The 21,360-nt window shown below is 64.4% G+C and carries 21 protein-coding genes and 1 pseudogene; 17 read left to right on the top strand and 5 right to left on the bottom strand.

The genetic code is table 11. The features are described 5' to 3' along the window. Window positions 1-25 precede the first annotated feature (25 nt). Window positions 26-1,039, top strand: coding sequence for a protein-methionine-sulfoxide reductase catalytic subunit MsrP (gene msrP / locus ACR9ZC_RS08685; protein WP_331568808.1), 1,014 nt, complete (start codon window positions 26-28; stop codon window positions 1,037-1,039). A 43-nt stretch (window positions 1,040-1,082) separates the two neighbouring features. Continuing rightward, window positions 1,083-1,784, top strand: a complete 702-nt coding sequence (gene msrQ, locus ACR9ZC_RS08690) for a protein-methionine-sulfoxide reductase heme-binding subunit MsrQ (protein WP_481579981.1) — start codon at window positions 1,083-1,085, stop codon at window positions 1,782-1,784. A gap of 60 nt (window positions 1,785-1,844) precedes the next feature. Here the strand turns inward: msrQ and lysA are convergent, their stop codons facing one another. Further along, the gene (gene lysA, locus ACR9ZC_RS08695) at window positions 1,845-3,107 is read right to left on the bottom strand and encodes a diaminopimelate decarboxylase (RefSeq protein ID WP_481579982.1); all 1,263 of its coding nucleotides are present in this window, start codon (window positions 3,105-3,107) and stop codon (window positions 1,845-1,847) included. On the opposite strand from lysA, the gene ACR9ZC_RS08700 reads away from it, so the two are divergent. Next, window positions 3,106-3,363 carry a hypothetical protein gene (locus tag ACR9ZC_RS08700; protein ID WP_481582784.1) on the top strand — a complete coding sequence of 86 codons (258 nt, stop codon included), beginning with the start codon at window positions 3,106-3,108 and terminating at the stop codon, window positions 3,361-3,363. The genes lysA and ACR9ZC_RS08700 overlap by 2 nt on opposite strands. 20 nt (window positions 3,364-3,383) lie before the next feature. On the opposite strand, the pseudogene ACR9ZC_RS08705 reads toward ACR9ZC_RS08700, so the two are convergent. Then, window positions 3,384-3,455 (bottom strand): annotated as a pseudogene (locus ACR9ZC_RS08705) (hypothetical protein); the annotation flags it as partial. Window positions 3,456-3,504: 49 nt separating this feature from the next. Here ACR9ZC_RS08705 and cyaY point away from each other — a divergent pair. Beyond that, complete coding sequence (cyaY, locus tag ACR9ZC_RS08710) at window positions 3,505-3,825, top strand: iron donor protein CyaY (protein WP_173256864.1); 321 nt, start codon at window positions 3,505-3,507, stop codon at window positions 3,823-3,825. A gap of 90 nt (window positions 3,826-3,915) precedes the next feature. Here the strand turns inward: cyaY and ACR9ZC_RS08715 are convergent, their stop codons facing one another. Further along, the gene (locus tag ACR9ZC_RS08715) at window positions 3,916-6,354 is read right to left on the bottom strand and encodes a penicillin-binding protein 1A (protein ID WP_481579983.1); all 2,439 of its coding nucleotides are present in this window, start codon (window positions 6,352-6,354) and stop codon (window positions 3,916-3,918) included. Window positions 6,355-6,569: 215 nt separating this feature from the next. Here ACR9ZC_RS08715 and ACR9ZC_RS08720 point away from each other — a divergent pair, with 215 nt between their 5' ends. The 12 genes from ACR9ZC_RS08720 to ugpQ all read left to right on the top strand — a co-directional run bounded on the left by ACR9ZC_RS08720 (window position 6,570) and on the right by ugpQ (window position 19,011). Continuing rightward, window positions 6,570-7,577, top strand: a complete 1,008-nt coding sequence (locus ACR9ZC_RS08720) for a type IV pilus biogenesis protein PilM (protein ID WP_481579984.1) — start codon at window positions 6,570-6,572, stop codon at window positions 7,575-7,577. Beyond that, window positions 7,574-8,224 (top strand): hypothetical protein, encoded by a 651-nt coding sequence (locus ACR9ZC_RS08725; protein WP_481579985.1) that lies wholly within the window; start codon window positions 7,574-7,576, stop codon window positions 8,222-8,224. Before ACR9ZC_RS08720 ends, ACR9ZC_RS08725 begins: the two co-directional genes overlap by 4 nt. Continuing rightward, window positions 8,221-9,135 carry a hypothetical protein gene (locus tag ACR9ZC_RS08730; protein WP_481579986.1) on the top strand — a complete coding sequence of 305 codons (915 nt, stop codon included), beginning with the start codon at window positions 8,221-8,223 and terminating at the stop codon, window positions 9,133-9,135. The genes ACR9ZC_RS08725 and ACR9ZC_RS08730 overlap by 4 nt, the downstream gene beginning before the upstream one ends. Continuing rightward, window positions 9,132-10,784 carry a type IV pilus secretin PilQ gene (locus tag ACR9ZC_RS08735; RefSeq protein WP_481579987.1) on the top strand — a complete coding sequence of 551 codons (1,653 nt, stop codon included), beginning with the start codon at window positions 9,132-9,134 and terminating at the stop codon, window positions 10,782-10,784. Before ACR9ZC_RS08730 ends, ACR9ZC_RS08735 begins: the two co-directional genes overlap by 4 nt. A gap of 149 nt (window positions 10,785-10,933) precedes the next feature. Next, window positions 10,934-11,440, top strand: a complete 507-nt coding sequence (locus ACR9ZC_RS08740) for a shikimate kinase (RefSeq protein WP_481582625.1) — start codon at window positions 10,934-10,936, stop codon at window positions 11,438-11,440. After that, window positions 11,437-12,513, top strand: a complete 1,077-nt coding sequence (gene aroB / locus ACR9ZC_RS08745; RefSeq protein WP_481579988.1) for a 3-dehydroquinate synthase — start codon at window positions 11,437-11,439, stop codon at window positions 12,511-12,513. Before ACR9ZC_RS08740 ends, aroB begins: the two co-directional genes overlap by 4 nt. Window positions 12,514-12,561: 48 nt before the next feature. Then, window positions 12,562-13,788 (top strand): deoxyguanosinetriphosphate triphosphohydrolase, encoded by a 1,227-nt coding sequence (locus tag ACR9ZC_RS08750; RefSeq protein ID WP_481579989.1) that lies wholly within the window; start codon window positions 12,562-12,564, stop codon window positions 13,786-13,788. Window positions 13,789-13,867: 79 nt separating this feature from the next. Then, window positions 13,868-15,196 (top strand): sn-glycerol-3-phosphate ABC transporter substrate-binding protein UgpB, encoded by a 1,329-nt coding sequence (gene ugpB, locus ACR9ZC_RS08755; RefSeq protein WP_481579990.1) that lies wholly within the window; start codon window positions 13,868-13,870, stop codon window positions 15,194-15,196. Between the two features lie 156 nt (window positions 15,197-15,352). Beyond that, the gene (ugpA, locus tag ACR9ZC_RS08760; protein WP_481579991.1) at window positions 15,353-16,237 is read left to right on the top strand and encodes a sn-glycerol-3-phosphate ABC transporter permease UgpA; all 885 of its coding nucleotides are present in this window, start codon (window positions 15,353-15,355) and stop codon (window positions 16,235-16,237) included. Next, window positions 16,234-17,079, top strand: a complete 846-nt coding sequence (gene ugpE, locus ACR9ZC_RS08765) for a sn-glycerol-3-phosphate ABC transporter permease UgpE (protein WP_481579992.1) — start codon at window positions 16,234-16,236, stop codon at window positions 17,077-17,079. Before ugpA ends, ugpE begins: the two co-directional genes overlap by 4 nt. A gap of 51 nt (window positions 17,080-17,130) precedes the next feature. Continuing rightward, window positions 17,131-18,213 carry a sn-glycerol-3-phosphate import ATP-binding protein UgpC gene (locus tag ACR9ZC_RS08770; protein ID WP_481579993.1) on the top strand — a complete coding sequence of 361 codons (1,083 nt, stop codon included), beginning with the start codon at window positions 17,131-17,133 and terminating at the stop codon, window positions 18,211-18,213. Between the two features lie 36 nt (window positions 18,214-18,249). Next, on the top strand, window positions 18,250-19,011 hold the full coding sequence (ugpQ, locus tag ACR9ZC_RS08775; protein ID WP_481579994.1) for a glycerophosphodiester phosphodiesterase: 762 nt from the start codon (window positions 18,250-18,252) through the stop codon (window positions 19,009-19,011). Window positions 19,012-19,064: 53 nt separating this feature from the next. On the opposite strand, the gene ACR9ZC_RS08780 is transcribed toward ugpQ, so the two are convergent. Continuing rightward, a complete protein-coding gene (locus tag ACR9ZC_RS08780; RefSeq protein ID WP_481579995.1) occupies window positions 19,065-19,442 on the bottom strand; it encodes an ElaB/YgaM/YqjD family protein in 378 nt (125 codons plus the stop codon). 264 nt (window positions 19,443-19,706) lie between these two features. Beyond that, window positions 19,707-20,432 carry an OmpW/AlkL family protein gene (locus ACR9ZC_RS08785; RefSeq protein ID WP_481579996.1) on the bottom strand — a complete coding sequence of 242 codons (726 nt, stop codon included), beginning with the start codon at window positions 20,430-20,432 and terminating at the stop codon, window positions 19,707-19,709. A gap of 182 nt (window positions 20,433-20,614) precedes the next feature. Between ACR9ZC_RS08785 and ACR9ZC_RS08790 the strand changes: the two genes are divergently transcribed. Beyond that, window positions 20,615-21,331, top strand: a complete 717-nt coding sequence (locus tag ACR9ZC_RS08790; RefSeq protein WP_331568843.1) for a transposase — start codon at window positions 20,615-20,617, stop codon at window positions 21,329-21,331. Window positions 21,332-21,360 lie beyond the last annotated feature (29 nt).

A 21,360-nucleotide genomic window follows, 5' to 3' on the forward strand; every position in this document is an offset into this window, starting at 1 on the left:
CCGACGCTTTCATGGAGCAGTCATCGTGTGGATCAAACGACAGCAACGCATTCTCGTCGCCGGTCAGGATATTTCACCGAGCGAGATCACGCCGCGCGCCGTGTTCGAAAACCGGCGCCGGATCCTGCGGGCCGCGACCGGCATGGCGGCGGCAGGTGTGGCAGGGGCGGGCGGTCTGCTCGGCATGAGTGCCGAGGCGCTTGCCGCCTATACGTCGCCTGACGCCCACGCCCGAAAGCTCGCGGCCGTCACGAACGCAAAATTCGTCGTCCCGGACAAAGCGACGTCCTTCAAGGACATTACGACCTATAACAATTTCTATGAGTTCGGCACCGACAAAGGCGATCCCTCGCGTAATGCCGGTACGCTGCGACCCCATCCGTGGCGTGTCAGCGTCGAGGGCGAAGTCAAGAACGCCAAGGTGTACGACATCGACGAGCTGCTCAAGCTCGCGCCGCTCGAAGAGCGCGTGTACCGCCTCAGGTGTGTGGAAGGGTGGTCGATGGTGATTCCGTGGATCGGCTATCCGCTCGCCGAACTCGTGAAACGGGCGCAGCCTACGGGCAATGCGAAGTACGTGCAATTCATCACGCTTTCGGATGCCTCGCAGATGCCGGGCCTGGCCGATCCGATTCTCGAGTGGCCCTATTCGGAGGGGCTGCGCATGGACGAGGCGATGAACCCGCTCACGCTCCTGACGGTGGGCGTTTACGGGCAAGTGCTGCCGAACCAGAACGGCGCGCCGATACGCGTTGTCGTGCCCTGGAAATATGGATTCAAGAGCGCGAAATCGATCGTCAAGATTCGTTTCGTCGAGAAGCAGCCGCCGACGAGTTGGAACACCTACGCGCCGAAAGAATACGGCTTCTACTCCAACGTGAATCCGACCGTTGATCACCCGCGCTGGAGCCAGGCTACGGAGCGGCGCATCGGCGAGGACGGTTTCTTCACGCCGAAGCGCAAGACGCTGATGTTCAACGGCTACGGCAGTCTCGTCGCGTCGATGTACCAGGGCATGGACCTGCGCAAATATTTCTGATGCTCATCGGGTTGTTGATCCAGCGAACGTAAATGCCACCATCATGACGACCGAGACTCCGACCTTGAACCGCCGCGCCGACGCAACGGCTATGCGCGAACCGCGCCGCGCCGCGGTATCGCCGCGCAAGGGCGAGCCTTGGATCGCGCCCGCGAAAGTGGCAGTGTTCATCGCTGCCTGGTATCCGCTCTTGCGGCTCGTGTTCTTGGGATTCACCGACGGGCTCGGAGCCGATCCGATTCGGTTCATCACCTGGTCGACCGGGTTATGGACACTCGTCTTTCTTTGCATCACGCTCGCCGTGACACCGCTGCGCAAGTTATCGGGCATCAATGCGCTGCAGCGATTTCGCCGCATGCTGGGGCTCTATGCGTTCTTTTACGCGACCCTGCACTTCATCACCTATATCTGGTTCGACAAGTGGTTCGATCTTGCCGAGGTGGCGAAGGATATCGGCAAGCGGCCGTTCATCACCGTCGGGTTCGCCGCGTTCGTGCTGTTGATCGTATTGGCAGCGACCTCGCCACGCGCCGCCGTGCGCAAGCTGGGGCGGCGCTGGCAGACACTGCATCGCGCCGTGTACGTCATCGGCGCGCTCGCGATCCTGCACTTTTGGTGGATGAAGGCCGGCAAGCACGATCTGGCGCTGCCGAAGCTCTACGGTGCGATCATGCTCGCGCTGCTGGGCTGGCGGTTGTTCGCCTGGATGCGAGCGCAGTGGGTGGCGCGACACAGTGCGCGTTGAGCGGGCCGCGCGAGTTTCGCGCCCATGCAGTGCGCGTGCCCGTCTTTGCGCGTTCAGCCTTTAACGCGGAAGCACCGTCTCGGAGCTGAAAAGCGCCTGGACGGTCTCGCGTGCGCGAACCAGATACGCATGGCCGGCATCCACCATCACTTCCGCCGCGCGTGGCCGCGTGTTGTAGTTCGAACTCATCACGAAACCATATGCCCCGGCCGAGCGAATCGCGAGCAAATCGCCCGGCGCAACAGCCAGTGCACGGTCGCGCCCGAGCCAGTCGCCGCTTTCGCACACGGGGCCGACGACATCGTAGACGCATGGCGCATCGCTGCGCCGAACGACGGGCTCGATCGCGTGAAACGCCTGATACATCGCGGGGCGCGCCAGATCGTTCATCGCGGCATCGACGATCGCGAAGTTCTTTTCGGCGCCTGATTTCAGAAATTCGACCCGCGTGAGCAATACGCCCGCGTTGCCGGTCACCGAGCGGCCGGGCTCGAAGAACACCTCTCGATGCCCGTGTCCGCGCGCATCGATACGATCGAGCAGCGTGCGCACGAAAACGGTCGTATCGGGAGGGGTTTCATCGTCGTACCGGATGCCGAGGCCGCCCCCGACGTCGATATGACGAATCGCAATGCCATCGGCTTCGATCGCCTCGACGAGCTCCAGCAGCTTGTCGAGCGCGTCCAGGTAGGGCGCGATTTCGGTGATCTGCGAACCGATGTGGCAATCGATGCCGATCACTTCGAGGTTCGGCATGGCCGCGGCGCGTCGGTAGGTGGCGACGGCATCGTCGAACGCCACACCGAACTTGTTCGCCTTGAGCCCCGTCGAGATGTACGGATGCGTCTTCGGATCGACATCGGGATTCACGCGCAGCGACACCGGTGCCTTCATGCCGAGTTCGCCCGCCACCGCATCCAGACGATCGAGTTCCGGGATCGATTCGACGTTGAAGCACTTCACGCCGGCCGCGAGCGCTTCGCGGATTTCTCCGACACTTTTGCCGACACCCGAAAAAACGACGTTTGCGGCATCGCCGCCGGCGGCGAGGACGCGGGCCAACTCGCCGCCCGAGACTATGTCGAAGCCTGCGCCGAGCCGCGCGAAGACATTCAGTACGGCAAGATTGCTATTGGCCTTGACCGCCACATGAATCGCGGCACGACGGCCGACGCAGGCGCGGGCATAGGCTTCGTAAGCCGAGGTGAGCGCGGCGCGCGAATAGACGTAAAGCGGCGTGCCGAACTGCTCGGCGAGCGAGACGGTGCCGACGCCTTCGGCGTGCAACACGCCATCGACGTAATGAAAGGCGGAATCTGACATGCGACGAGTGGGATCGGTGTATTACTGGTTGGCGCCTGGGGCAGCATCCGAGGCGGCGCTTGCGGGCGACGGAGCGCGCACGCCGGAAGCCGCGCCGCCGAGTTGGTCGGCCGGTGCGAGCATCAACGGTTTCGATGCCGAATCGTCCGGCGCTTTCTGCGCGTCGGGCTCGGGCAACGCGGCGGGCGTGCGTTCGGAGGACGGCTCGGTATGCTCGACGGGTTTGGGCGGCAGCGGGGGGACGCTCGGCAAATAAAGCGGCCCGCGCTGCCCGCATCCCGCTATCGACACGCTTGTCGCAACGGCCAAAGCCGCTACAATCGCGCTCATCCTGAAGACGACTCGCATGACTGTCTTTGAATTGGCCTGTGAATAGGTTTAAGCGCCGGAGTTTAGCATGAGCGACAGTGACTACCTGAGCCGCGCGGAGGCCGTGCTGGCCGCCGTCGAAGCGGCACTCGACGATATCGATGCCGACATCGAGGCTGAGCGTAACGGCAACGTCCTCACGCTCGAATTCGAGAACGGATCGAAGATCATCGTCAACCTGCAGCCGCCGATGCAGGAAGTCTGGATCGCGGCCAAGGCCGGCGGTTTTCACTTCAGGTATATCGACGGCGAGTGGCGCGATACGCGCAACGGCACGGAGTTCTATGCCGCACTTTCCGACTATGCGACGCAGCAGGCCGGTGAGCCGGTCAGATTCGCCGCCCGCTGAGCGCGACGAATCGGGCTCCCGCCGCTCGCGCGAACGGATAGGCGGCTAAGGGCGGTGAGTCGTGGCGGCCTTGTCTTGTCGTCGCCCGTATCAGTGGCCGTCCAGCAGATTCATGACACGCTGCCCTTCGTCGGCGGCACCCGCGGCGGGCGCCGCGCCCGGCGGAGCATCCGATGCCGCGGCGGTTTCAGATCCGGCTTCTCCCTCCTGCGCGGCTTGCGGCACACCGACTGACGCGACGAAAGCCTGACCCGGTTCGAATCCGTCGATGTAGAGCTCGCCGCCGAGCGTCACCACATCCGAGGGCATCGGCATCTCGTACGGCGGCACACCCTTGAGTGCTTCGCGCATGTAGTCCATCCAGATCGGCAGTGCGACGCCGCCGCCGGTCTCGCGGTCGCCCAAGCTGCGCGGATTGTCATAGCCGACCCAGGCGATGGCCGCGAGCGTGTGCTGGTAGCCGGCGAACCAGGCGTCGCGCGATTCGTTGGTGGTACCTGTCTTGCCCGCCAGATCCTTGCGTCCGAGCTGGTTCGACTTGGCCCCTGTGCCGCGCTGCGCCACGCTTTGCAGCAAGCTGTTCATGACGTAGGCGTTGGCTTCGTTGACGGCGCGCGGCGCGTTTTGCTCGGCGACGATCGGTTGCGCGCGGGCGAGCACGATGCCTTGAGGATCTGTGACTTCGGCAATCAGATAGGGATTGACGCGATAGCCGCCGTTGGCGAAGACCGAGTACGCGCCGGCCATCTGCAGCGGCGTCACGAGTCCCGCCCCGAGCGCCATCGGCAGGTAGGCGGGGTGCCGCTCGGCATCGAACCCGAAACGGGTGATGTAGTCTTGTGCGTAATGCGTGCCGATATGCGCGAGGATACGGATCGACACGAGATTGCGCGACTTTTGCAGCGCCGTGCGCATCGTCATCGGGCCGTCGAATCCGCCGCCATAGTTCTTGGGCTCCCAAGGCGTGCCGCCCGTTTGCGCCGCGCTGAAAAAGAGCGGCGCGTCGTTGATCATCGTTGCGGGCCCGAGCCCCTTGTCGAGCGACGCCGAGTAGATGAACGGCTTGAAGCTCGAGCCGGGCTGGCGCCATGCCTGTGTGACGTGATTGAACTTGTTCTTGTTGAAGTCGAAGCCGCCGACGAGCGAGCGTATCGCGCCATCCGCGGGCGCGATCGAAATGAACGCGCCTTCCACTTGCGGCAGCTGGACGATCGCCCACTGTCCGTCGTCGCGTTTCATGACCCGCACGATCGCGCCGGGGCGAATGCGGGCGGCCTGCGAGCTCTTCGTGCCGAGCGCGGGCGCGGCAAAGCGCAATCCTTCGCCCGTGATGGTGACGGTGCTCGTATTGGCGAGCATGGCGTGGACTTCGCGAGGCGTGGCCGAGACGACCACCGCTGCCGCCACATCGCCGTTGTCGGGGTGGCTCGCGAGTGCATCGGTGATGGCCTGCTCGCGTGCGCTGCCCGCAGCCGGTAGGTCGATGAAGCCCTCCGGGCCGCGATAGCCGCGCCGGGCGTCGTAGCTCATCAAGCCGCGGCGCAATGCGCGGTATGCGTTGGCCTGATCGGCCGAATCGATCGTCGTCACGACATTGAGCCCGCGCGTATACGCTTCGTCGCGATATTGCGCATACATGGCCTGCCGGACCATCTCCGCGACGTACTCGGCATGCACGCTGAATTGCTGCACGGTCGTTTTCGCGACGACGAGCGGCTCGTCGACGGCTGCATCGTATTGAGCTTGCGTGATGTCGCCGAGCTCGAGCATGCGTTGCAAGATGTATTGCTGACGGACTTTGGCGCGGGCCGGATTGACGACCGGGTTGTACGCCGACGGCGCTTTCGGCAGCCCGGCCAGCATGGCGGCCTCAGCGAGTGTGACCTGACGCAGGTCCTTGCCGAAGTAGATCCGCGCGGCCGAGGCGAAACCGTATGCGCGCTGGCCGAGGTAGATCTGATTCATATAGACCTCGAGGATCTGATCTTTTGTCAGTTCCTGCTCGATCTTGTAAGCCAGCATCATCTCGTAGATCTTGCGCGTGAACGTCTTCTCGCTCGACAGGAAGAAGTTGCGCGCCACTTGCATGGTGATCGTGCTCGCGCCTTGCGTCGCATGCCCGTTGCTGAGCGCGGCGAGGCTCGCGCGTGCGATGCCCGCAAGATCGACACCGCCATGATCGTAAAAGCGGGCGTCTTCGATGGCGAGTATCGCCTGCTTCATGTAGCGGGGAACCTCGGCTATATGGACGACGTCGCGCCGCTCCTCGCCGAATTCGCCGATCAGTACGTGGTCCGCCGTATAGATCCGCAGCGGGATTTTCGGACGGTAATCGGTGAGCGCCGCGATCGACGGCAAGCGCTGACGCGCGACGAGCCAGCCATAGCCCAGCACGAGGCCGACGCACAGCACGCCGGCGGCAGCCAGGCCAGCGAGTACGGCGAGCGTCTTCATCGCAATACGGGCCCAACGCCGGGTGGGCGGGCGCGGCGGTTCAGCCGCAGGCGGCGGAGGATCGAGGGGCTGCATAAAAGAGCTGTCCAGAGGAACCCATCATTATAGCCACCGGTCGGGACGGGCTTTCGATTGGCTTAACGGCATAGCCGGCAGGCACGGGCGGGGGCGATAGGCCTTGGCCTGGCCGTTCGGTCGAATGTTCAGACGATACGTGGGCCGGCACCATTTCTCCATCTCAACCGAGGCGAGCGCTGCACGCGCGTGCCGCATCGCTGCCGCAAGGAGAAATGATGCTGATCGAAACGCGATGGATGCCCGCGATGCGCCGGTTCGCCGCCGGCATCGATCTGAGCGAACGCGAATTGAGGCTCGTCGTGGTCAGCCGGTGTATTCGGCCTTTGGCCGCGTCGCGCGTCGAATGGCTTGGTGCGGAGCCGCTTCCGAGCTCGGCAATGGCGAGCGGACATATCGCCGATGTTCGCGCCATCGCCGCGGCGCTTGCGGCACTTCTGGGCCGGTGGCCCGCCGCATGCACGGTCCGTGCGCTGCCGGCGGCCATGGCCGTGCCGGGCAGCCTCACATGGATTGCCTCGATGCCGTTGCCGCAGTTGCGCGCGGGGCTCCCCGGCGCGCGAGGTACTGGAGTTGCCGATCCGCTCGAAAGCGCGGCGCGCGCACACGCGGAGCGCATTGCGGGCATCGAGCGCGAGGCGTTGGCTGTCGATTGGCGCGTGGAGCGCAGTGCCGCTTCCGATTGCGTACAGGTGGAAGCCGGCGCCGGGAGCGCCTCGCATCTGACGATCGCTGCGACGGCCCGCGCTCACCTCGAAGCGCGCATCGAGGCGGCCGCGGGTGCGGGTATCGCACTGGTTGCGGTCGATAGCGAGCCGGCCGCGGCTTTGCGCGCGCTCGTTCGAACCGCGGCGCCCGCGCTGAGGGGCATGGAGTCCTTCGCCGCGCTCTGGGCCGGCGACGACGGCGTCTACGGCTGGCGCATTCGCGGCAGCACCATCGAGGCGCATGCGTGTTGTCCGGCGTTGCAACGCCGGGGCTTGCCTGACATGTTGCACGAACTCGCAGGGCCGCACGCGCTCGCGTGTGCCGTGGCGGGCGGCGACCTCGATGCGCTTGCGCGCGACAGTCTTGCGCTTGCCGATATCGGCGATCTGCTAGGGTGTCTCGCGTTGCCATTCGCATGCGCTCCGTTTCTGGCGCCGGGCTCGTCGCTTTCACGCGCGCACGAGCCCGGGTTCGCCGTTGCTTATGGGCTCGCGTTGGGCGGGGTCGAGCAATGATCGCCCGGGTCCTCGTCGATCGCTCCGGACGTGCGGTCGGACTGCATGTGGGGGGCTTCAATCTGCTGCCGCATCGGCAGCGCGACGCGCGCAGGCTACGCGGGCGCGTTTTGCGCGAATGCGCGGCAGCCGGTCTCGCGGGCGTGGCAGCCGCGCTGATCTGGAGTGCGACAGATTCGTTTGCGCAGGAGCGCGCCGAGCGTTCGCGTCATCGGCTCGAAGCCGATCTCGCCGAATTGGCGGCGCCGCTCGCGGAATATCGGCGGCTCGAGCGCGTACAGGCGAGCATGCGTGCGCGCAGCGAGCGCTCACGCATGCTCGCGCGCCCGCGCGATGCGCTGTGGGGCGTCGCCGATGTACTGCGTCGCGAGCCTGTAGCCGGTATCGTGCTCGAGCGACTGCATTTGAGCAGCCGCGGCATCGAGATCGCGGCGAGTGCGGTGGACACCGCAATGCCCGCGCTTCTACTCGAGCGGCTTGGGCGTGTCCCGGGCATCCGCGCGGCCGAGCTCGCGGACCTGCGCCTCGGCTCAGGCAGCGGCGCGGGTCACGGGACGGTCGCGTTCCTCGCGCGGCTGGCGGTGAACGGCGCGGATGTCCAGGCGCAGGCTTCCGAGCCGCACGCCTTCGAACGGGGGCGACGATGAGTCTGTTCGAACGCATGCGGACTTCGCCGTCGGGGCTGCTGCGCACATTCGGCCGCCCGGTCGGGATGCCGCGCCCTTCGGAACTGGGCGAGTGGTGCCGCACGCTCGTTTCGATGCCCGAACGGTGGGGCGGATCGCATCGGCTACTGATGGCCGTCGCTGTTGCAAGCGTTGCGTTTGCGCTGGCCGTGCAGGGCTGCCGAGCGTTGCGCCACGATCGGAGCGACACGACCGACAGTGCTGCGCTCGCCGCATTGGCGCATCGCCTCGACGATGCGCGCTCGAAAGCCTCGGCATTGCCTGAGTTGCGGCAGGCCGTGCAGGGCTTGCCCGCGCCGGTAGGCCCCTCGGACGGAATGCGGCCGACGGCCTGGCAGTCCATTGCCGCGCTGGCTGAGCGCAGCGGTATGGCGCTGCAATCGGTGGAACCGGGCGAGCGCGCGGCAGGCGGCGAGCAAGCAGGGCATGTCGTCAGGTTGGCGGCAAAATCCAGCTTCGCTTCCTTCGTCGCGTTCCTGAGCGCGCTTTCGACGTTGCCGGTACTGGTGGTGCCGGCTGAGCTCAAACTGGAACACGGCGCACACGGGCTTCTCCTCCAGGCTGAGCTCGAGGTCCACGACTCGCTGCCCAGCGTACCGGCGTCGCATGCAGGCGAGCTCGGGGGCCCGTCCGGCGATCCGTTCCGGGCGTCGCCGGCAGCCGTGCCCAGCCCGGCATCCGAGCTGCGACTGACTGGCCTCATGATCGACGGCGCCCGTGCGCTCGCACTCATCGAGGCGGATGGCCAAGGCGCCGTCTATCTGCCCGGTCAAATGCTCGGCAATGAACGACTGATGCGGATCGGATCGGCCAGCATCACGCTGGCTCACCAAACGGGTACGCGCGTGTTGGCGATCGGAGCGGGGTCATGACGTCGCGCTGCGCACGTCTTGCAATGGTCGCCGTTATCTTGCTGACGAGTGCTCCGGCCTTTGCGCGCTTACCGGTACTGCCGCCGCTTCCGCCCGGAATGCCAACCCAAGGCGCATGGCCTGCCGAAGGCGGGCTCGATGCCGATCGCGGCACGCTGTCGGACATCGACGCCCGCGGTACGGCGGCCGAGCACGATGAGGACATCGGCACAGGGGAGCTTGCGGACCATGGCGACGCGCGCGACGCGGACAGCGGCGATGCGCCCGAGGCTAACGGTACTTCATCACGTAACGCCGACGAGACCGCGGGCAGACGCGCACCGGAGCGCGCCTCCGACGATGGGGCGAATCGACTCGAGGGGCCGCCGGTGCCGCTCGGTCCGCCCCAGCGAATGAGCGATGGTATGCAGCGCCGTGGCGGGCGCGAAGACGGGGATGGCCAACCCATCACGCTGCATTTTCGCGACGCGCGGCTCGCCGACGTATTCGACGCGTTCGCCCGGTTCACCGGCCTGAACATCGTGGCGAGCGGCCGTGTACACGGCAACGTATCGCTTTTTCTCGACGCCGTGCCGTGGCGCAGCGCCTTCGATACGCTACTGGACGCCAATGGGCTGGCCATGATCCGGCGCGACAACGTGATATGGGTGGCCCCGGTTGCCGAGCTGGCCGCTCGCGAGCGATTGCGCTTCGAGGCCCATGCCCGCGCGGCGGATCTGGAGCCGCTGGCGAGCCGCACGTTCGCGCTGCGTTATCCTCGGGCCGAGGACGTGCAGCGGCTTCTGACAGCTTCGGGCAGCCAGCGGGTGCTCTCGAAGCGCGGCGCGGCGATGGCCGATGCCCGAACCAATCTGCTTTTCGTCACTGATCTGGAGGCTCGGCTGGCACAGGTCGCTGAGCTCGTCGCGGCGATCGACAAGCCGAGCCGGCAAGTGCTGATCGAAGCGCGTATCGTGGAGGGCGTGCGGGGTTTCTCGCGCGATCTCGGCGCGCGCCTTTCCGTGCGCGGCCCAGGCAGGGCAGCGAGCGACGATGTCATTGGGTTCTCGGGCGATCGCAACGGGCTCGTGCATGACTTGTCCGCGCAAGCGCTGGCGGGCTTCGATGCCGCCACGGCGGGGCTTACGCTTTTCGCGGCGCGCGCCACGGGTCTCGTAACGGCCGAGTTGAGTGCGCTCGAGGCCGAGGGGCGGGGCGAAATCGTGTCGAGCCCGCGTATCGTCACGGCGGATCGCATGAAGGCGGTCGTCGAACAAGGCAAGGAGCTGCCCTACCAGGCGAAGGTGCGCAACGGCGTGTCAGGCATCCAGTTTCGCCGTGCGACGCTCAAACTCGAGGTCGAGCCGCAGATTACGCCGAATGGCCGCGTGATCCTGGACCTCGATATTGCGAAGGACAGTGTCGGGGAGGCGACGGCCGCGGGGCTCGCGATCGACACGAAACATGTGCGAACGCGTGTCGAAGTCGAGGATGGCGGCACCGTATCGATCGGCGGAATCTACGAGAATCGCGATCGCGACGATGTGACGCGCGTGCCGCTGTTGGGCAAAATACCGGTTTTGGGCGCGTTTTTTCGCCATCGGACGCAGCGCGAGCATGCCAGCGAACTGGTCGTTTTCATTACGCCGCGCATCGTTTCGATCGATTGAGGCGCCGGGGCGGCCGGCTGCGCCCCCGTGGGCGACTCGACAAGCCGGCGCCTTTGCCAGTAAGCTGCGCCACGAACCACATCCGAATTGATCAGAGGGTACTGTTGCAAGAGCAGGGCGCAAACACCAGCATTTTCTTCGTCGGGCTCATGGGGGCGGGTAAGACCACTGTGGGCCGTGCGGTCGCGCGCCGGCTCGATCGGCCGTTTTTCGACTCCGATCACGAAATCGAAGCGCGTACCGGGGCGCGAATCCCGGTGATTTTCGAGCTCGAGGGCGAGGCCGGCTTTCGAGACCGCGAGGCTCACGTCATAGCGGAGCTGACCGGGCGCGAGGCGATCGTCCTCGCGACGGGCGGCGGGGCGGTCCTGCGTCCGGAAAATCGCGCACTTTTGCACAGCCGCGGTATCGTCGTCTATCTTCGGGCCCATCCGCACGATCTCTGGCTGCGGACTCGCAAGGACAAAAACCGGCCGCTGTTGCAGACGGAGGATCCTAAAGCGAAGCTCGAAGCGCTTTATGCGGTGCGAGACCCGCTTTACCGGGAGTGCGCGCATTTCGTGGTGGAGACAGGGCGCCCGTCGGTCAACGGATTGGTCAATATGGTCCTCATGCAACTCGAAATGGCCGGTATCACCCGGCAGGCAAACACATGATTACCGTTAACGTCGATCTGGGCGAACGTAGCTACCCCATTCACATCGGGGCCGATCTGATCGGCCGCACTGAACTGTTCGCGCCGCATATTGCCGGCGCATCGGTCATGATCGTCACGAACACGACGGTGGAGCCGCTCTTCGGCGCGCAGCTGCGCGCCGCGCTCGCCCCGCTCGGCAAAGAAGTGTCGACGGTCGTGCTGCCGGACGGCGAATCCTACAAGCATTGGGAAACGCTCAATCGCATCTTCGATGGGCTGCTCGAAGCCCGTGCGGACCGCAAGACGACGCTGATCGCGCTCGGCGGCGGCGTCGTCGGTGATATGACCGGTTTCGCGGCCGCCTGTTATATGCGAGGAGTGCCGTTCATCCAGGTGCCAACAACCCTGCTTTCGCAAGTCGATTCTTCCGTCGGGGGCAAGACCGGCATCAATCATCCGCTGGGCAAGAACATGATCGGCGCGTTCTATCAGCCGCTTGCCGTCATTGCCGATATCGGCACGCTGCGCACGCTGCCGGAGCGTGAACTCGCGGCCGGCATGGCGGAAGTCATCAAGACGGCGGCGATTGCCGATGCCGGTTTTTTCGACTGGATCGAGGCCAATATCGACGCGCTCAACCGCTGCGACGAAGACGCGCTCGCCCGTGCGGTCAAACGTTGCTGCGAGATCAAGGCGTCCGTCGTCGCGGCCGACGAGCGAGAGGGCGGGTTGCGCGCGATCCTGAACTTCGGCCATACGTTCGGTCATGCCATCGAAGCGGGTCTCGGCTATGGGCAGTGGTTACATGGCGAGGCCGTTGGCTGCGGGATGGTGATGGCGGCGGACTTGTCGGTACGCATTGGCCGGCTCGATGAAGCCGCACGCCGGCGCCTCGTCGCCGTCGTGGCGGCAGCACGGCTGCCGGTGCGTGGGCCGCAACTGGGTGACGATCGCTATATCGAATCGATGAAAGTCGACAAGAAGACTGAGGCGGGACAAATCAAATTCGTATTGCTGGCACGCATCGGCGGGCCTTTCATGACTGGCGTGCCGGAAAACGTATTGCGCGAGACGCTCGCGGCCAACGTCTGAAGCGAGCGCGGACGTCCGGCGCAGCGCGCCGATTCGAAAGGGGGACATGTGGAGCAGAACCCGACGCATGACCGATCGCCTGGCGCTGCGCCGGGCGAGCGCGGCTCACAAGCGGTTTCATCCGTTTGGGGCGCACCCACGGTCGAAATGCTCGAAGCGCATCTGGCGCCTTATGCCGCCCATTCGGCGCGCTCGCGGGGCCGCCGCTACGCGGAATCGGCGCCGCTCGCGCGCACCGAGTTCCAGCGCGACCGGGACCGCATCGTTCACTCGACGGCGTTTCGCCGTCTCGAATACAAGACCCAGGTCTTCGTCAATCACGAAGGCGATCTGTTCCGCACACGGCTGACGCACAGTCTCGAAGTGGCACAGATCGCGCGCTCCGTGGCGCGCAACCTGCGCGTCAACGAGGATCTCGTCGAAGCGATTTCGCTCGCTCACGATCTCGGTCACACGCCGTTCGGCCATGCCGGGCAGGATGCGCTCAACGATTGCATGCGTGCGCACGGCGGCTTCGAGCACAATCTGCAAAGCCTGGCGGTCGTCGACGAGCTCGAGGAGCATTACGGCGGCTTCAACGGCCTGAACCTCTGCTTCGAGACCCGGGAAGGCATTCTCAAGCATTGCTCGCGCGAAAACGCATTGAACCTCGGTGAGCTCGGAGAGCGTTTTCTGACGGGCAAGCGGCCGTCGCTCGAGGCTCAGATCGCCAATATTGCCGACGAGATCGCGTACAACAATCACGATGTCGACGACGGGCTGCGTTCCGGCCTGCTCACGATCGGCCAACTCGCGGAAGTCGAGCTTTGGCATCGGCATTACGAAGAGGCCAGGCACGCGCATCCCGAACTCGAAGGGCGCCGCCTCGTGCACGAAACGGTGCGCCGCATTATCAACACGCTGATCGTCGACTTGATCGAGACGACGCGCGCCAACCTTGCCGGGCACTGCCCCGATTCGCTCGACGCCGTGCGCGCGGCCCCATCGCTCGTGGCGCACAGCAGCGCCATTGCGGCTCAAGCGGTCGAGCTTAAGCGCTTTCTGTTCAAGAACCTGTACCGGCACTATCGCGTCATGCGCATGGCGAACAAGGCGCGTCGTGTCATCACCGGCCTTTTCGATGCGTTCACCGAAGATCCGCGCCTCTTGCCGCCCGATTACGTTGCCGAAGATCCAGCCCTTCAGCCGCGGCTGATCGCGCATTACATCGCCGGCATGACGGATCGCTATGCGCTCAAGGAGTACCAACGTCTGTTTGTCATAAACGATAACTAAACTGCTCGCCCGGTTGGAGCTGAAATCGATTTCATCTCCGACCGGCGCGATGTTGCGTCCACTACGGAGAGGAGAAGACATGAAGGGATATAAAACGCTGGTCCGTTCTGCGGCAATCGGGGTTGCGCTCTTCGCGGGCGTGAGTCAGGGCGTTTTCGCGGCAACGGAGATTCAGTTCTGGCACGCGATGGAGGCCGCGCTGGGCGAACGGGTGAATCAGATCGCCGCGGATTTCAATGCTTCCCAGAGCGACTACAAGATCGTGCCGGCATACAAGGGTTCGTACGATCAGACGCTGGCGGCCGGCATCGCGGCTTATCGCAGCGGCAATGCTCCGGCGATCCTCCAGGTCTATGAAGTCGGCACGGCCACGATGATGCAGGCGAAAAAGGCGATCGTCCCGGTGACCGAGGTCTTCAAGCAGGCTGGCGTACCGCTCGATCAATCGGCGTTCGTGCCGACGATCGCGAGCTACTACAGCGATGCGAAGACAGGCGAGCTCGTTTCGATGCCCTTCAACAGCTCGACGCCGGTGCTGTACTACAACCAGGATGCGTTCAAGAAGGCCGGGCTCGATGCGAGCCAACCACCGAAGACGTGGGACGAAGTGGCCGCGGACGCGGCCAAGCTCAAGGCTTCGGGCATGTCCTGCGGCTTCACGACGGGATGGCAGGGATGGGTCCAGCTCGAAAACTACAGCGCGTGGCATGGACTGCCGTTCGCGACCCGCAATAACGGTTTCGACGGTACTGACGCCAAGCTCGAATTCAACGGCCCGCAGCAGATCGCGCACATCGCATTTCTGCAGAAGATGGCCAAGGACGGCACCTTCACGTATGCGGGCCGCAAGGACGAAGCGATGTCGAAGTTCTACAGCGGCGATTGCGGGATTTTGACGAGCTCCTCGGGCTCGTTGGCGTCGATTCGCAAGTACGCGAAGTTTCAATTCGGCACGGGCATGATGCCGTACGACGCGGGAGTCAAGGGTGCGCCGCAAAACGCGATCATCGGCGGGGCAAGCCTCTGGGTGCTGTCCGGCAAGGACGCGAACACGTATAAGGGCGTTGCCAAATTCCTCGCTTATCTGAGCTCGCCCGCGGTCGCCGCAAAATGGCATCAGGACACCGGCTACCTGCCGGTGACCAAGGCGGCTTACGAGGAAACGCAGCAGCAAGGCTTTTACGCGAAGAACCCCGGTGCGGACACGGCGATCAAGCAAATGCTGAACAAGCCGCCGCTGCCGTACACGAAGGGTTTGCGTCTCGGCAACATGCCGCAAATCCGCACGATCGTCGACGAGGAACTCGAGCAGGTCTGGGCGCAAAAGAAGACTCCGAAAGAGGCGCTCGATTCGGCCGTTTCGCGCGGCGACGAGTTGTTGCGCCGCTTCGAAAAGTCCGGTACCTGACGCACGGGTTCGCGCATCGCCGCGCTGCCGGGAGCCGCGATACTCGCGGTCGGTGGCAGCGCGGGCACTGCGGACCGAACGTCTTTCCCAGCTGGATGCGCTTGGCCGCCGGGCCCGCATGGGCGGCGGCGCCGCGCCTTAATCGAGCGACGCGCCATGTACGAACGTTCCCGCTTTCCCACGAGCCCACTGCCCTATCTGCTGATCGCGCCGCAGTTGGCCATCACCGCAATCTTCTTTCTCTGGCCGGCCGGCGAGGCGCTGTGGCAGTCCACGCAAATGCAGGATGCGTTCGGCACATCGAGCGAGTTCGTCGGTCTCGGCAACTTCCAGCACCTGTTTGCCGATCCGCTTTATCTCGGTTCATTCAAGACGACGATCGTCTTCAGCACCCTCGTCACGGTGATCGGTCTCCTCGTCTCGCTCTTGCTCGCGGCGTGCGCCGACCGCGTCACCCGCGGTGCACGGACCTACCGCACGCTGCTGATCTGGCCGTATGCCGTCGCGCCGGCCATCGCGGCCGTGCTATGGGCGTTCCTGTTCAACCCCAGCATCGGCCTCGTTACCTTCGCGCTGGCGAAGGCCGGCATCGTCTGGAATCACGCGATCAACGGTGGGCAGGCGATGTTTCTCGTCGTTCTGGCATCGGTCTGGAAGCAGGTCAGCTATAACTTCCTGTTCTTTTACGCGGGCCTGCAGGCGATACCGCGTTCACTGATCGAAGCGGCTGCGATCGACGGCGCGGGTCCGGTACGCCGATTCTTCGGCATCGCCTTGCCGCTTTTATCGCCGACCTCGTTTTTTCTTTTCGTCGTCAATCTCGTCTACGCATTCTTCGACACGTTCCCCGTAATCGACGCCGCGACGGGCGGGGGCCCCGCGCAGTCGACGAAAACGCTGATCTACAAGATTTTCATCGAAGGCTTCCAGGGGCTCGATATGGGCAGCTCCGGCGCGCAGTCGGTGGTGCTGATGGTGATCGTCGTAGGGCTGACCGTCGTTCAATTCCGTTTCATCGAACGCAAGGTTCAATACTCATGATCGAAAATCGCAGAGGCTTCGATCTTTTTTGCCATGCCGTCCTGATCCTGGGCGTGGCGCTGATCGCGTTCCCGGTCTATGTCGCGTTTTGCGCGGCGTCGATGAACGAGCAGCAAGTTTTTTCCGTGCCGCTTTCGCTCTTGCCGAGCACGCACTTCATCGAGAACATCGTCCATGTCTGGAGCCATGGGGCCGGCGATGCCGCGAGCCCGTTCGGCCGCATGCTGTTCAACTCGCTCATCATGGCACTGGCTATCTCGCTCGGGAAAATCGCTGTGTCGATCATCTCGGCGTACGCGATCGTCTTTTTCCGTTTCCCGTTTCGCAATACGGCGTTCTGGCTCATCTTCGTGACGCTCATGCTGCCGGTCGAGGTGCGGATTTTTCCGACCGTGCACGTGGCTTCGTCGCTTCACCTCATCAATAGCTACGCGGGGTTGACGCTGCCGTTGATCGCCTCCGCCACCGCGACGTTTCTGTTTCGGCAGTTCTTCATGACACTGCCGGATGAACTGATGGACGCGGCGCGCATCGATGGCGCTGGCCCGTTGCGCTTTTTTCGCGACGTGGTGTTGCCGCTGTCGAAAACGAACATCGCGGCGCTTTTCGTCATCACGTTCATCTACGGCTGGAATCAGTATCTTTGGCCGATTCTCGTCTCGAGCGAGCCATCGATGACGACGGCTGTGGTCGGCATCAAAACCATGATAGGACAGGGCGACACGGCGACCGAATGGCATCTCGTCATGGCGGCGACGCTGCTTGCGATGTTGCCGCCGCTCGTGGTCGTGATCGCGATGCAGCGGTGGTTCGTGCGGGGGCTCGTCGATGCGGAGAAATAGTGCGATGCCGATGACGGCGGGGATAACGGAGTGTCACATCAGCGAGGGACCATGGCTGCGTTGAGTTTGAGAGGCGTTCGCAAGACCTACGACGGAAAGCAGTTCGTGCTGCACGGCATCGACGTGGACGTGTCCGACGGTGAATTCGTCGTGCTCGTGGGGCCGTCCGGCTGCGGGAAGTCGACGCTGTTGCGCATGGTCGCGGGGCTCGAGCGCGTGTCCGAAGGGCAGATCGCCATTGGCGAGCGCGTCGTCAACGACCTCGAGCCGAAGGACCGCGATATCGCGATGGTGTTCCAGAACTACGCGCTTTATCCGCATATGAGCGTACGCGAGAACATGGCGTACGGCCTGACGATCCGCGGGCTCGCGCGGGCTGACATCGATACTCGTGTCGCCGCGGCGGCGAAGATACTCGAGTTGGACCCTCTTCTGGGGCGCAAGCCGCGCGAGCTTTCGGGCGGGCAGCGGCAACGTGTCGCCATGGGGCGCGCGATCGTGCGCGAGCCGTCGGTGTTTCTTTTCGACGAGCCGCTCTCGAATCTCGATGCGAAGCTCAGGGTACAGATGCGGCTGGAGATCCAGCGGCTGCATGCCCGCCTCGCCACGACGAGCCTTTACGTCACGCATGATCAGGTCGAGGCCATGACGCTCGCTCAGCGTGTCATCGTCATGAACCGCGGATATGCCGAACAGATCGGCGCGCCGACGGAAGTCTACGAGCGTCCGGCGACCATTTTCGTGGCCGGCTTTATCGGCTCGCCGGCGATGAATCTGCTGTCGGGCCGGCTCTCGGACGACGGGCGGGCCTTCGAGGTGGCCGGCGGCCCCGTGCTCGCGCTTCCGGCGCATCCGTCCATCGGCAGCGCCATTGCGTGCGGGCGCGAGTGGGTGCTCGGCATCCGGCCGGAGCATATGGCGCCGCGTGCCACTCAAACGTGCGCGAGTCTTGCGGTGGACTCCTGCGAGCTGCTCGGCGCGGACAACCTCGCGCGTGGCCGCTGGGGCAGCCACGATGTCACGGTGCGGCTGCCCCATGCAGACCGTCCCCTACCGGGCGAAATCTTGCCGGTGGGGCTTCCGTCCGAACACCTGCATTTTTTCGATCCCGAAACCGGCAAACGCGCCGGTTGACGGCATGATGTTGGCCTCGGAAGACGCAATACGAAGATGACGACTGAACTGAACGGTTGGCCTTATCCGCGCGTCGTCGCGCATCGCGGTGGCGGGACCCTCGCACCCGAGAACACACTCGCCGGTGTCGACGCGGGTGCTGCGCTTGGGCACAGGATGATCGAGTTCGACGCGAAGCTCTCGGCAGACGACGTGGTCTTTCTGCTGCACGACGACACGGTGGATCGAACCTCCAATGGCCATGGTGCCGCCGCGCGCATGAGCTACGCTCGGATCGCCGCGCTCGATGCGGGCAGCTGGCGCGATGCGCGCTTCGCGGGCGAATCGATGCCGACGCTGGCGCAGGTGGCGGAGCGCTGCGCGCGCCACGGGCTGATGGCAAACATAGAGATCAAACCCTGCCCGGGACGCGAGATCGAAACGGGGCGGCGCGTCGCGGCCGAGGCGGCGAGGCTGTGGGCCGAGTCCTCGCCTCCGCCGCTCGTGTCGTCGTTTTCGATTCAAGCACTGGCGGCCGCCCGCGATGCCGTAGCCGTGCTGCCGCGCGGGTTGCTCGTGGGTGCCGTGCCGGCCGAGTGGCGCGCGCTCGCCGCGGCGCTCGGTTGCGTATCGCTACACGCGGATCACCGCAAGCTCGATGCGGCGCTCGTCGCCGAAATCAAGTCCGCGGGGCTCTTCATCCTGGCCTACACGGTGAACGATCCGGCTCGCGCGCGCGTGCTAGGCGAGTGGGGAGTCGATACGATCTGCACCGACCGGATCGATTTGATCGGGGCGGATTTCTTCGACCGCAACTGAACGAAGCGGTCCGGCGCGCGAGTCCCCGGCGGATGTCTCGCGCGTGTCCTGCCTCAGCGCGAGCGTGCCATCAACCAGCCCGTGATCAGAGCAAGGCCGCCGACCACGGCGACCGTCTCCCACGGGTTCTCGCGTACGTAATCGTTGGCACCGGAAATGGCGGTCGCAGCGCGGGCGCGAATGTTATTTCGCGCGCCATCGAGCCGCGAGCGGGCCGCATCCAGACGTTTTTTCATTTGTTCGCGCAGTTGCGCGACGTCGGCCTGCGTACCGTCGGCGAGTGTCTCTTCGAGTTCGGAGAGCAGTTCTCGCATTTCCGAGCCGATATCTTCGGCCGCGTTTCGACTATGCCGGGCGATACGGCGTGCATGACGGCCGGCGCTCGTCCATGATGTATCGAGCGCGTCTCGCGTATTCGGTAGTGCGTTCATGGTCGCTCCGTGAGCATGATTGACGGGGTGGACGTACCCGCGTTCCTGTTTCGAATGGCGGGAAAGCCCTTGTTCCGCAACTTCGATGCCAAGCCGCCTCGGACCGGGCAACGTCCTTGTACGCCGGTCGCGCGGCTGTCAGGCCAAGCGGCAAAGGTGCGACGAAAATCGGGTAGAAACGTCAGCGCAGTGCAATACCGGCGGTGGAAATTACAACGCCACCGGTCCGGTGGCGTTGCGAGCGAAGGGTCGAATTGGACTATGCTAAAAGGCGTAGCCGATCTTCGCGAAGGTGACGATCGGGTTGAGCTTGATCTTTGCTTGCGTATGGGCAGTCAAACCAAATGGCCCGACGTTGGTCGTAGTGAGGTCGGCGGTGACGCTGACCGGAATGTACGACACGGACACCCCTGCAAACCAATGCTTGTTGAACGAGTAATTGAAACCGGCGTTGAAAACGGGCGCCCAGGAACGATCCGTCGAGACGGAGGTCGGACCTCCGTGCAAGACGGCGGATTGGAACGTGCTGTTGGTGATTTGCGCGTCGGTGAACCAGACGCGCGTCACGCCGACGCCGAGGTACGGGCGGAACTTGTCATCGGGCTTCCTGAAGTTCCATTTGACGAGCAGGGCGGGACTCCACTGGCGCGCGCTGCCAAGCTTGCCGAACTGGGAGAACGAGCCAGCCCCTTCGATGTTGAACTTGGGAGGGACGCCGATTTCGAGCTCGGCTGCGAGGTGATCCGTGATGAAGTAGCCTACGCTCAGGCCAAGCGTGTCGGATTGGTCGATCGAGGCGCCGGTCCCTGCCACCGGTGTGTTCACGGGGGCGCCGCCGATGCTGACGACCTGCAGTGGATCGCTCGAAGATTGAGGTGAGAAATGGAACCAACCCGTTGCAGCGTAGAACGTCCCGGCCGATTGTGCGTGTGCAGCCGTTGCGCATACGAGTGCCGCAACCGCCCCCGTGATGGCCTGTTGTAATTTCATATGTCTTCCTCCATAAAAGGCCCGCCTATTATGAGTAGAAGGTTTCACACAAACCAAGCGCGCGCGCTAGAGCATTCTCCCTAAGCGTTGCGTGCTCGCGGCACCAGTCGCATTCGGCCGTTGCGAACGCTTGCGCGGCGCTTCGCCTTCGGGTACTCACCAACGAACTCACGGAATCCAGCATGGCACGGCTTGCACGTCTTTACGTCCCTGAACAGCCGCAGCACGTCATACTGCGCGGCCTCGATCAGCAGCCCGCCTTCGTCGACGAACAGGACTACGAGTTGTTCGTCGATTGCCTGAAAGCCGCGTCGCGCGATCATCGCCTCGCGGTTCACGCTTATGTGCTGATGCCAGGCGCGGTTCAACTGCTCGTCACGCCGAGCGACGAATCGAGCTTGCCCAAGGCGATGCAGGCCGTCGGCAGGCGCTACGTCGCACACTTCAATCGCCGCTACTCGCGGCGCGGCACATTGTGGGAAGGGCGCTATCGGGCGACGGTCATCGAGGGTGAGCGGTACTTTCTGCTCGCCAGCCGGGTGATCGAACTTTGCCCCGTGCGCGAGCATCTCGTCACGGCGGCCGAAGATTACCGATGGTCCAGCTATCGGCATCACATCGGACTCACCGTCGATAGCCTCGTCACCGATCACCCGCTTTACTGGTCGCTCGGCAACACGCCGTTCGAGCGACAGCGCGCGTACAAGGATCTGTGCGAACAGCCGCTCGACGAGCGCGAGGCGAACGAGCTTCAACAGGCCACGTTGAAAGGGTGGGTGCTCGGCGGAGACACCTATCGGGAGTGGGCCGCGCGCGCCGCGAACCGCCGCGTTTCACCGTTGCCGCGCGGCCGGCCCCGGAAGGTCCGCGAAGTCACTCCGCATAAGGCGCAGCAGTAGCGCTGGTTGCCGCCCCATCCTTGGCGCCA

This window comes from Trinickia sp. HAY1-2D (assembly GCF_056754935.1).

Bases quoted from the DNA above. Each gene is read 5' to 3' on its own strand.
- msrQ (WP_481579981.1), top strand. From the start codon at position 1,083: ATGACGACCGAGACTCCGACCTTGAACCGCCGCGCCGACGCAACGGCT.
- ACR9ZC_RS08700 (WP_481582784.1), top strand. From the start codon at position 3,106: ATGCGACGAGTGGGATCGGTGTATTACTGGTTGGCGCCTGGGGCAGCA.
- lysA (WP_481579982.1), bottom strand. From the start codon at position 3,107: ATGTCAGATTCCGCCTTTCATTACGTCGATGGCGTGTTGCACGCCGAA.
- cyaY (WP_173256864.1), top strand. From the start codon at position 3,505: ATGAGCGACAGTGACTACCTGAGCCGCGCGGAGGCCGTGCTGGCCGCC.
- ACR9ZC_RS08715 (WP_481579983.1), bottom strand. From the start codon at position 6,354: ATGCAGCCCCTCGATCCTCCGCCGCCTGCGGCTGAACCGCCGCGCCCG.
- ACR9ZC_RS08720 (WP_481579984.1), top strand. From the start codon at position 6,570: ATGATGCTGATCGAAACGCGATGGATGCCCGCGATGCGCCGGTTCGCC.
- ACR9ZC_RS08725 (WP_481579985.1), top strand. From the start codon at position 7,574: ATGATCGCCCGGGTCCTCGTCGATCGCTCCGGACGTGCGGTCGGACTG.
- ACR9ZC_RS08730 (WP_481579986.1), top strand. From the start codon at position 8,221: ATGAGTCTGTTCGAACGCATGCGGACTTCGCCGTCGGGGCTGCTGCGC.
- ACR9ZC_RS08735 (WP_481579987.1), top strand. From the start codon at position 9,132: ATGACGTCGCGCTGCGCACGTCTTGCAATGGTCGCCGTTATCTTGCTG.
- ACR9ZC_RS08740 (WP_481582625.1), top strand. From the start codon at position 10,934: ATGGGGGCGGGTAAGACCACTGTGGGCCGTGCGGTCGCGCGCCGGCTC.
- aroB (WP_481579988.1), top strand. From the start codon at position 11,437: ATGATTACCGTTAACGTCGATCTGGGCGAACGTAGCTACCCCATTCAC.
- ugpB (WP_481579990.1), top strand. From the start codon at position 13,868: ATGAAGGGATATAAAACGCTGGTCCGTTCTGCGGCAATCGGGGTTGCG.
- ugpA (WP_481579991.1), top strand. From the start codon at position 15,353: ATGTACGAACGTTCCCGCTTTCCCACGAGCCCACTGCCCTATCTGCTG.
- ugpE (WP_481579992.1), top strand. From the start codon at position 16,234: ATGATCGAAAATCGCAGAGGCTTCGATCTTTTTTGCCATGCCGTCCTG.
- ACR9ZC_RS08770 (WP_481579993.1), top strand. From the start codon at position 17,131: ATGGCTGCGTTGAGTTTGAGAGGCGTTCGCAAGACCTACGACGGAAAG.
- ugpQ (WP_481579994.1), top strand. From the start codon at position 18,250: ATGACGACTGAACTGAACGGTTGGCCTTATCCGCGCGTCGTCGCGCAT.
- ACR9ZC_RS08780 (WP_481579995.1), bottom strand. From the start codon at position 19,442: ATGAACGCACTACCGAATACGCGAGACGCGCTCGATACATCATGGACG.
- ACR9ZC_RS08785 (WP_481579996.1), bottom strand. From the start codon at position 20,432: ATGAAATTACAACAGGCCATCACGGGGGCGGTTGCGGCACTCGTATGC.
- ACR9ZC_RS08790 (WP_331568843.1), top strand. From the start codon at position 20,615: ATGGCACGGCTTGCACGTCTTTACGTCCCTGAACAGCCGCAGCACGTC.